8 protein-coding genes and 1 pseudogene are annotated in these 9,285 nt (G+C 65.6%); 5 read left to right on the top strand and 4 right to left on the bottom strand.

Annotation, left to right across the window (positions count from 1 at the left end; translation table 11 throughout):
• Positions 1-204 precede the first annotated feature (204 nt).
• Together J7I98_RS39040 and J7I98_RS39035 are read right to left on the bottom strand one after the other, a co-directional pair.
• Positions 205-501 carry a hypothetical protein gene (locus tag J7I98_RS39040; protein WP_214929810.1) on the bottom strand — a complete coding sequence of 99 codons (297 nt, stop codon included), beginning with the start codon at positions 499-501 and terminating at the stop codon, positions 205-207.
• A gap of 744 nt (positions 502-1,245) precedes the next feature.
• On the bottom strand, positions 1,246-1,830 hold the full coding sequence (locus J7I98_RS39035) for a hypothetical protein (protein ID WP_251021852.1): 585 nt from the start codon (positions 1,828-1,830) through the stop codon (positions 1,246-1,248).
• 329 nt (positions 1,831-2,159) lie between these two features.
• Here J7I98_RS39035 and J7I98_RS39030 point away from each other — a divergent pair, with 329 nt between their 5' ends.
• The gene (locus J7I98_RS39030) at positions 2,160-5,273 is read left to right on the top strand and encodes a DNRLRE domain-containing protein (protein WP_214929809.1); all 3,114 of its coding nucleotides are present in this window, start codon (positions 2,160-2,162) and stop codon (positions 5,271-5,273) included.
• Complete coding sequence (locus tag J7I98_RS39025; protein WP_214929808.1) at positions 5,270-5,713, top strand: hypothetical protein; 444 nt, start codon at positions 5,270-5,272, stop codon at positions 5,711-5,713. Before J7I98_RS39030 ends, J7I98_RS39025 begins: the two co-directional genes overlap by 4 nt.
• Positions 5,714-5,984: 271 nt before the next feature.
• Here the strand turns inward: J7I98_RS39025 and J7I98_RS39020 are convergent, their stop codons facing one another.
• Positions 5,985-7,073 (bottom strand): IS1380 family transposase, encoded by a 1,089-nt coding sequence (locus J7I98_RS39020; protein WP_308378104.1) that lies wholly within the window; start codon positions 7,071-7,073, stop codon positions 5,985-5,987.
• A 475-nt stretch (positions 7,074-7,548) separates the two neighbouring features.
• Here J7I98_RS39020 and J7I98_RS39015 point away from each other — a divergent pair, with 475 nt between their 5' ends.
• The 3 genes from J7I98_RS39015 (at position 7,549) to J7I98_RS39005 (ending at position 9,106) form a co-directional block, all read left to right on the top strand.
• A complete protein-coding gene (locus tag J7I98_RS39015) occupies positions 7,549-7,992 on the top strand; it encodes a hypothetical protein (protein ID WP_214929807.1) in 444 nt (147 codons plus the stop codon).
• 271 nt (positions 7,993-8,263) lie between these two features.
• Entirely contained in the window at positions 8,264-8,428 is a 165-nt protein-coding gene (locus tag J7I98_RS39010) for a hypothetical protein (protein WP_214929806.1), read from the top strand.
• A 33-nt stretch (positions 8,429-8,461) separates the two neighbouring features.
• On the top strand, positions 8,462-9,106 hold the full coding sequence (locus J7I98_RS39005) for a LysE family translocator (protein ID WP_214929805.1): 645 nt from the start codon (positions 8,462-8,464) through the stop codon (positions 9,104-9,106).
• 62 nt (positions 9,107-9,168) lie between these two features.
• Here J7I98_RS39005 and J7I98_RS41955 read toward each other — a convergent pair.
• Positions 9,169-9,285 (bottom strand): annotated as a pseudogene (locus J7I98_RS41955) (RNA-guided endonuclease TnpB family protein); the annotation flags it as partial.

Raw genomic sequence — 9,285 nt, 5'->3', positions numbered from 1 at the left:
ACCACTAAGTCACTGGTATTGGCCTTAGCCTCGACCTTTCGTGATTGGCCGTCAGCTCTTGCTGGCGGCCACTCTGTGTTCGGCGCCGCCGACGATGCCGACCGGATGGCCTTTTCGACACAAAAGGGGGCCCCGGCGCCGGGCCTGGGGCTCGGTGCCGGGACCACTTTCCCGCTCTCGGCCGTCTATGCGACCATCACACGCCTAGAAGGCGCTGTTGTTGCAGCCCATGGTCGAACCGATGTGGGTGTTCTGTGCGCCCGGGTTGCCCTCGCCGCCAAGCAGGTTGCCCAGCGCGCCGTTGAGCAGCCCGACCTGGCCGAGGATGTCGAGGTTCAGGTCGTGCGACTTGCAGTTGGAGCTCTGCTTGATGTTGAAGTGGTCGCCACCCTTGCCGCCGTGGCCGTACCCACCCCCGTCGGCGTGGGCAGTGCCGGCGCCCAGGAGTCCGAGGCTGCCGAGGGCAGCGACCAGAACGGCGGCCTTGCGGAGCTTGTGCATGTCATCTCCGGTGGAGTGAGGTGAATGCGATCTGCAATAGATCGACTTCGTCGAGTTACGGGAGGCTAATAAGAAATATGCTCACAACACCCTGCGGCGCGCCGAATTCGGGGCATCCTCACCACCCTGGCCGATGGTCGGGAAATATCCGTGCCCCGTGAGCGAATCGCGACATCGGCAACTGGCCCCGTTTGTCGGCGTACACGTGAACGGCGAGTACGCCGACACGGGAGCAAGGGACGAGCGTTACGTGGCTTTGTTCACCACTCGCCGACAGAGCCATGGCTTAAGGCCCCTGGGCTTCAAGCGGTGAACGGCACACGGCGTGCCCGCTGTTGGGGAGCTGAGCAACGGCCCCCGACCGTCAGCCGGTGACGCGGATCGGCCTATCCGCCGTAATCTCGCGGGTGAGCCCAACAGCCCTTACCTCGCCGACGCTCCCCGGACTGTAGACCGATCCGGGGATCACAACCTCGGTTTGGAATGTCCCGTCAGACTTGACGGTCGTATCGCGCTGGCCCCTCTTGGTGTCCATGAAGATTCGGACGACCTCACCAGGCTCGACCCACAGCCACCCTGAAACGCGCCAAGAGGGTCATGACGGATACACAAAGGAGACGCGCTCGCCGTCCGCGACCGGTCCGGCTTCCGCTCACCCCTTCTCCTCACGCGACAGTGGCCTGCGCAACCCTTGAATGGGTGTGCAGGCCACTGTCTTTGTGAGCCTGAGAGGGGCCTATCGGGTCAGTCGGTGCTGTTTACATTGCCCGCCGCCGAATCGCCGTCGCCCAGGGCGACCCACCAGTGCCCGTCGTCGTGGACGAGAAGGATTTTCTGCCGCTGTCCCGTCTTCTCGTACACCAGGTCCACCCGGTTGAAGTAATCCACCACGCCTTCTACAACTGTGGCTTCCACATGGCCTTGTGCGCCCGCGGCGTACTCCTGGACGAACTTGCGGGCTTCTGCGTCGGGCTGGTCAAAGGCGGGGCCGGCTAGTTTCGCCAGCCCTTCGGCGTCATTAGCCTTGAGCCGCTGCACGTACACCCGCAGGAGCGGGGTCACGTCCTCCGCCGTCTCTGCGACATCCGGGTACTCAGACTTCTCTGCCTTAACCGTGACGTCGACCGACGGTGAGTCGGCCAGAGCGTAGGGCAGCCGGAACCAGGTCATCCAGATGCCGACCGCAACAGCGGCCACCACCAAGGCTGTCCCACAGACCAGCGCGAAACGCTTGGGAGTCAGGACCGCCTGTCTCCCCGTCGCCCGTTTCCTGGACGCACAGTCCTCCGTCACCAAAACCGGCACGGAGGTGTCGTCGTAACGAGTCATCTGCCTCTACCTTCACAGCTCCCTCTACTCGAGGAGGTCATGAGCATGATCTTCACGCAGATCGCCACGTACAAGACGTCCTGCGATTCGATGCACGTACGTGATCATGAACGTTCGCCGTGTCCCCGTGCAGCTTGGAGGCGTGGCATTTGGTGCGCGCGAACGGCATCTCTCCCGCCAGTGACCGAGATCACCAACCCTTGTTGCTGACTTGGCAGCATATGGCCTGGTTGGCAGCGCTCGGGCGGTCACTCGCCCACACTGACCGTTCATAGAATCCCCCCACCTTGATCACGTTTCCGTGATCACTGAAGCAGTTAAGGGGGAACATGAACCGACGGTTCACGGCGGCCGCCATGTCATTGGCGCTGTCCACCACGCTCGCTGTCCATACAGCAGGCACCGCTCAAGCAGTGGAGGCATCCTCCTCAGGGAGCCAGGCACTCGCATCGGCCGACGCCCTCAAGCGGGTCACCGAGGCACCCGATGTCGCCTCAGCTCAGCTCGCAGCCAAACTGAGCGGACACCGGGTGGAAGCCGTTTCGGAACGCGCGGCGGATTCGACCACATTCGCCAACCCCGACGGCACCCTCACCACTGACATCTCTTCCGGGCCCGTACGGGTGCAGGAGGACGGTAAGTGGAAGCGCCTCGACACCACGCTCATCGACACTGGACAGCGTCTGGAGCCGAAGACTGCTGTTGCCGACGTCGCCCTGTCCGATGGAGGCTCCGAGGACTTCGCCACGGTAGAGCGCGGGGGGCGCGCCTTCGGGCTGGACTGGGGCAAGGCTCTGCCGGCGCCGCGGCTGAACGGTGACACCGCCGTCTACTCGTCGGTCGTCCCAGACGGTGACCTTCACGTCACCGCGCTGCCGAACGGGTTCTCCGAGTCGCTGATCCTCAAGAAGCGACCCAGCGAGCCGGTTGAGCTGCGTCTGCCAGTCACCTTGGACGGTGTCGAGCTGGAGAAGACCGCCGAGGGCCACCTGCGCCTGGAGGACAGCAAGGGTGCACTCGTGGCCAGCGCGCCGGCACCCCGTATGTGGGGAACCGGAACGGACCCCAAGTCCGGTGACCCCCTGCGGTCCGCGGAAATCGCCACCACGGTGGAGGACACCCCCGACGGAACCGTGCTCGTGCTCAAGCCGAGCCAGTCGTTCCTGTCGGACCCGAGCGTGACCTATCCGCTCACCATCGACCCGACGACGACCCTGGCCGCATCCACGGACACCTGGGTCGCCACGAACTACCCGGACTCGCAGCGCGGCTCTACCGAGCTGAAAGCCGGCACCTACGACGGGGGCACCACCAAGGCCCGCTCGTATGTGAAGTTCGACGTGTCCAAGTACACGGGCAAGCACATTCTCAGTGCCGAACTGCGCCTGCACTCGTACTGGTCCTCCACCTGCTCCACCACCGGGTCAGGTGTCGAAGCCCGCCGGATCACCGGAAACTGGGACCCCAGCGGCGTGACGTGGGGCGCGCAGCCGGCGACCACCGCGACCGGCGCCGCCGTCGCCAAGGGTGCATACGGCTACAGCTCCGCGTGCCCAGCGAACTTCATGCGTTGGGACGTCAACAACGCCGCCCAGGCGTGGGCGGATGGACAGCCCAACTACGGCTTCCAGATCAAGGCCGTGGACGAAACTGATTCGCTGAGCTGGCGCCGTTTCCGGTCCGCCAACTATGTCGACGGCTCTCAGGGACCGACCGAGCCGGCCCTGTCCGTCACGTACAACACCAAGCCGGGCGTCGCCGCCCCGGTCAACCCGGCTGACGGTGCGGTTACAGCCGACACCACCCCGACGCTTCAGGCCAAGGCTGCCGATGCCGACGGGAACAACGTGCGCTTCACCTTCGAAGTGTGGAACGCCGCCGGAACCACCAAACTGGCCTCCGGTGTCTCTCCGTACGTCGCGCCGGGCGCGACGGGCGCATGGACGGCACCGGCACTGACTGCCGGGTCGTACAAGTGGCGAATATCCACCTACGACGGCACCGATTGGAACGGCAACTGGTCGCCATGGCGCACCCTGACCGTCGACACCTCCGTGCCGACTGCGCCGACGTTCACTTCCACCGGCTATCCCGCCGACGGCCTGTGGCACGGAGACGCTGGCCAGCCCGGAACCTTCAAGATCACCGACCCGGCTGGCAAGGCCGTTTCCGTTGAATACGCGTTCGATGGCGGAACTGCTGCGAGTGCCTCCCTCGCCGACGGGGCCACAAGCATTTCCTGGACCCCTGCTGCCCGTGGCACGCACACGCTCAGCGCGAGAGTGAAGAATGCGGCAGGCACCTGGTCCGAGTGGGGCCAGCACACCTTCCACGCCGGCGCTATCACCGGCAAGCTCGCCACGCCGTACATCAACGAGATAGCCGAGACTCACTTCGCCGACACCCTCCACCCCCTCAACGAGACCGTGGAGACCGATGAAGAGTTCCCCGAGGAGGACATCCCCGAGGAAGGCGACGACGCCCCGCCCGGCTACGTCGAACAGATCGACCCCGAGAAGCAGGAGACCGAAGAAACCGCGACGGCTGCCCCGGTCACGGAACTGCCGGACAACGCCGGCAGCACCCTCACCAGCACCAGCGCCGACGGCACCGCCCAGACCCTGCTGGACATGCCGGCAGCCGACGCCTCTGCCGCCGAACTGAGCAGCACCGGCCTGGTCATATACCCCAACACCCAAACCAACGCCGACACCATCGCGACCCGCTCCAGTACCAGCCAGGTGGAGATCTTCCACCTGCTGCGCAGCGCCGACGCCCCCAAGTCCTTCACCTACAAGGCCAACGTCCAGGCAGGGCAGGAACTCACTGCCGTTGCGGACAACACCTTGATGATCTCGGACAGCCAGGGCGGTCTCGCCACCTTCATCTCCGCTCCGCTCGCACTCGACGCCAAGGGCAACACGGTTCCGGTCTCCATGACGGCATCCGGCAACGACATCGTGATCGCACTCGCCCCGGCCGCCGGCCAGAGCGTGCACTATCCGGTCCTGCTTGACCCCAGCGGAGGCGGCTACACTGTCACGCCCGCTGAGCGGGAATACTGTTACTGGAACCCGTACGACTGCTCCATCGCCCGCGATCAAGCGGACGTGGCGCTGTACTGGTCCAAGAAGCTGTATGCCGATTCGACTCTTTTCCAGGGCACGGGCGACGCCTTCAGGCACTGCTACTGGAACGCCATGATGGAGATCCACTCCAACCATGAGACGGCGTACGAGGTAGCCACTCGTCACGAGTCCCAGTCGCGGGGTGACGATAAGACGATGGACCTCAGAAACAACAAGAAGGGCCGCGAAATCGGCCGCTACTACGAGGGCAAAAGGGACGCTTGGAAGAAGGCCAAGAGTTCGTGCAAGAGTGCAGTTTCGACGGGGAAGCTGTGGAAAATCAAGAGTGGGAACCTCGTGAGGAGCAACGCATGACGCACATGCTCAGCCGACGCATTGCACCGATCCTGATCCTCGTTCAGGTCGCGTACATCGCCCTGCTCGAAATCGCGTTCAGTCTCGGCCCCGACACCGCAGAGCTGGACCACACCAACCCTTCGGGCTCCAGCGGGATCTTGTACACCGCGGTCATCGTCGCGGCCGTAGTCACCATGGCCGGTGGAGCCGCACTCCTGGGACTGGACAAGGCACGGGCAGGCACCCCCCGTGCCGTACGCACCGCCTGGCTGGTAGTCCTCGCCCTGGGAGAACTCGCCATCGCCACTGCCTTCCTGACCTCGATCACCAGGGAGACCTTCGGTCCGGACACGCTGGTTGGAACAGCCGCCATCGCCATGTGCGTATTCATCGCTCTCGCATGCGCCACTGAGATCCGCGCCTTCTTCCGTCATGCTCCGGCGGACGCACACAGCTGACACCGCTCATGAACAAGCTCTGGCTCCCCGCCGAATGCCGGGAGCCAGAGCTTGTTCATATCCATTGTTGACCTCGATTCGTCAGCGGGGCTCGGCCGCTGACCTGCTCGGCAGCTTGCCCGTAATGTCCCCATCCGTTCGGGGTGGGCCGTCGCGTGACGCCGCGGGCGCGCCGGGTTCCACTGGCCCGGAGTACTGCCGGTCTTCTCCTTCCTGGCCCTTGACGGGGCGGCGCCCGCCGTCAGGTGAGGGCTGGGAGAGAGGTAAGCCGCTACCAGCAGGTGGTGAACGCTTCTGCCCAAGGCCAGGTGGCGTCGATCCGCAGCCGACGACGGCGTGCGTGGTCGGCGAGGCGGGCGGGAAGGTGGTAAAGGCGGAAGCGCATGGTGTCCGGCTCGGCGTCGGCCAGGCCATCGGTGTCGTGCAGGGCCAGCAGTCGCAGCCAGGCGTCGAGATCGGCGGCGAGGTTCGCGGCAAGCATCCAGCCCCGGTTGACCTCCCACGAGGCGGACGGAAGATTGTCCAGGCCCATGGCCTTGTTGGTGCGCACCCGGTCTTCCACCCCGGCGTGCGAGCAGTGCAGTACGTCGAGGAACTGGCTGTGGCCCGAGCCGAAGATTCCCCACATATTGTGGATGTTGGTCGCGGTGATGCAGTAACGCCAGCCGGTCCTGGTCTCGAACCCGGTCAGCTTCTTCAGGTGCCGCCGGGTCGGGCGTACCCGGCGCACGATCAGCCGCATTCCCGTCGGCCAGCCGGCACGGGTGTTCAGCCCCGTCAGTTCCGCGACGAAGTAGCCCTCCTGCAGGCTGCCGTCCTGGTGCAGGGAGGTCTCCCAGGCGGCCTCGGGCAGTTGCGCGATGGCCCTCTCGTCGTCTTCGGTGATTTTCCAGCCGACGGTGTAGCGGACCGTGCGCCGCGTGGTGCTCAGGGCTTGCAGGTGTTCGAGCAGCCCGTGGGTAGCTCCGGCACCGTCCACCCTGACCAGGATCTTCGCGGCCGAGGAGTCAGGAATCTGCGCGAGCGCGTCGGTGAACACGGCGATGTGGTCGGCCACTGTGTTGGCTCCGGCATTGCCGGGCCGCAGGAGCATGGCCAGCGACTCGGTGGTGTTCGCGCACCACGCGGCCAGCGGATGAAACCCGAACGTCTTCTTGAACGTGACCGCTGCCCCGGCCTTCTTGGACGCCGCGGTGATGACGGTGGCGTCCAGATCGATGACGATCCAGCCGGTCAGCCGCTTGCCCGCCACCATCACCCACGGGAAGCCGCCCGGCCGCAGATGCAGCAGGCTCCACACATGTCGGCGCACCCGCGCCCGGACCTTGGCGATCTTCGCAAGGGCTGCTTCGTCGAGCACAGCCAGCGTGCGGCGGGCAGTGGAGTCCGAGGCCCCAAGCCCGAACAGCGGCCCGTGATGCCGTTGGAGCTGCCGGCCTCCAACAGGTTCGTCGCCCCGAGCACGATCGCGATCGCCAGATGCACCAGTACCCCGGCACGTTCCCGCCAGCCGGCCGCTGTGCTGCACGGCAGCACCCCGGCCAGCGCGTCAGTCAGCCCCGTACCGTCAGCGCACCGGCGCAGCAGCACCGCCCCGGCATGCCCGACCAGCCTCTTCCCGTCAGCCACCACCGACAGCCGACGGTCCCAACCTGTACGCTCAACCACCAGAAAGGTGCCCTGACTTCTGCAGCAGATACGGCTTAGACACCCGCATCCTTGCAGGTCAACGGCACCTTTCTGCTACCAGGGCATGAGATCACCCAATTCCGCTGAATGCCAAAGGGTAGACAGTCCCGTGCAGCCGCGGAGATGAACGAAGAGAAGGTGACACAGTGCCGGTGCCGTTGATGGGCATGCTGCTGCTCCTCAGTGTGGCTACGGCGGGAGCGGGCATCGTGACCGTCTTTCTCCTGCTGAACAACCCACCCCAGCCTCTGTCCAAATTCTGTGCGGTTCTCGTTCTGATCTTCTCTTCTTCGGCAGCAGCCGTGTACTGCTACGGCTGGTACTCCGTCACCATGGGGGGTCCGTTCCCGGAGTTGTGCGAAGACCGGAACGCCTCCGGTGCCGAATTGGCAAGCATGAAACAGGAGTACTGGCCTCTTCGCAACGCCTGCATCTACTCCGATGGCCCAACGGTGGAGTACGTCTCCATGACGATCAACGTGCTTGTCTGCGTGCTGGCAAGCCTTGCCGTCGTCCTTACCGGTGCCGCCGCATTCCTGCGCTGGCGGGCCCGGCAATCTTCTGAAAAAAGCGTCGTTCACCTCGCGTGATCGGGTAAGGAGTGCGACCAGGGCCGCTCCGAATACACCGTCGTGCGGCCGGGCTCTCAGGTCCGCCTGGACCTTTAAAGGCTCCCGCAGAAGGCTGTCCTCAAGACGCGCGATGCGTTGAGAGAACGAGTCGGCCCGGCCGTTCGGCTCCCGACCCGGCCCTGCTCTTCGCTGACGGTGGTGGTCTTGGCGGCCTGCCCGTCACCCCGGCCGACGGTGGACGAGCCTCGTAGATCACCCCCAGGGCCTGGTAGGTGAGTCCGGTCCGCAGGTGGACCAGCGTCACCAACAGCCGGTCGACGAAGACCAGCCCGTACTTCGGGCCAGCCCCGGCCTCCCGCCGGCGGGCACCCTCGCGACGTTCGTGGGGGATGCGCTCGGCCCGGTGGAGATGCACACACCCCACGCCCCCTCCCACCCGCACCTGCTTCAATGACGGCCAGGGGGTACGGACCCAGGGGGGGCGGACATGGTGTCGACCGACCGTGTACTCGCGTTTGCGCTGATGTCCCTGCTGGTCATCGTGATCCCGGGGCCGAGCGTCCTGTTCGTGATCGGCCGCGCCCTCGCGCACGGCCGCCGTACAGCATTGGCGACCGTCCTGGGCAGCGTCCTCGGTTCTTACGTCCTGGTCGTGGCCGTTGCGCTCGGCGTAGGGACGCTTGTCGAGCGTTCGGTGGCCGTGTTCATGGCGGTCAAACTCGCGGGCGCCGCCTACCTCGTGTATCTCGGCGTACAGGCCTTCCGGCACCGCAAAGAGCTGAGGATGGGGGCCGAGGCCGCGCCCGGCCAACCCGCGCGCGGTGATGTGCGTACCGTGCTCGACGGGGTCGTCGTCGGGATGACCAATCCCAAGGCCATCGTCTTCTTCGCCGCCGTACTCCCCCAGTTCGTGGACCACTCGGCAGGCGGTCTGCCCGTACAGATGCTGTTGCTCGGTCTCGTGCCGATCGGCATCGGGCTGGTCACCGACACGCTCTGGGGTCTCGGAGCGGCCGCGGCCCGCACGTGGTTCGCGCGCTCCGAGCGGCGGCTTTCGCTCATCGGGGGCGCGGGCGGCTTCGCGATGATCGGGCTGGGTGTGACGGTCGCCGCGACCGGACGTGCGGATTGAAACCTCCCCTCCCTGAAGGGAGGGGATTCCTCACCCTTCAGGGCTGATCGGGGATTTCTGGCTCAGGCAGCCATCTGGGGCAGCGCCCCAGATGGTCTTACGCCCTCAGCACCAGCCGGGTTGAGACCAGCCCGGACCAGCATCACGCGTGCGGAGTTCTTGTCTCTGGACGAGACGGC

The organism is Streptomyces sp. ISL-98 (genome assembly GCF_018614055.1).
GTDB lineage: Bacteria > Actinomycetota > Actinomycetes > Streptomycetales > Streptomycetaceae > Streptomyces > Streptomyces spiramyceticus.
The sequence above is the reverse complement of the archived record's forward strand: the minus strand, read 5'-3'. Positions and strand labels throughout refer to the sequence as shown.

What these genes read in the sequence shown, in the direction of transcription:
- J7I98_RS39030 (WP_214929809.1), top strand. Translation starts at nt 2,160, where the DNA reads ATGAACCGACGGTTCACGGCGGCCGCCATGTCATTGGCGCTGTCCACC.
- J7I98_RS39005 (WP_214929805.1), top strand. Translation starts at nt 8,462, where the DNA reads ATGGTGTCGACCGACCGTGTACTCGCGTTTGCGCTGATGTCCCTGCTG.
- J7I98_RS39035 (WP_251021852.1), bottom strand. Translation starts at nt 1,830, where the DNA reads ATGACTCGTTACGACGACACCTCCGTGCCGGTTTTGGTGACGGAGGAC.
- J7I98_RS39040 (WP_214929810.1), bottom strand. Translation starts at nt 501, where the DNA reads ATGCACAAGCTCCGCAAGGCCGCCGTTCTGGTCGCTGCCCTCGGCAGC.
- J7I98_RS39025 (WP_214929808.1), top strand. Translation starts at nt 5,270, where the DNA reads ATGACGCACATGCTCAGCCGACGCATTGCACCGATCCTGATCCTCGTT.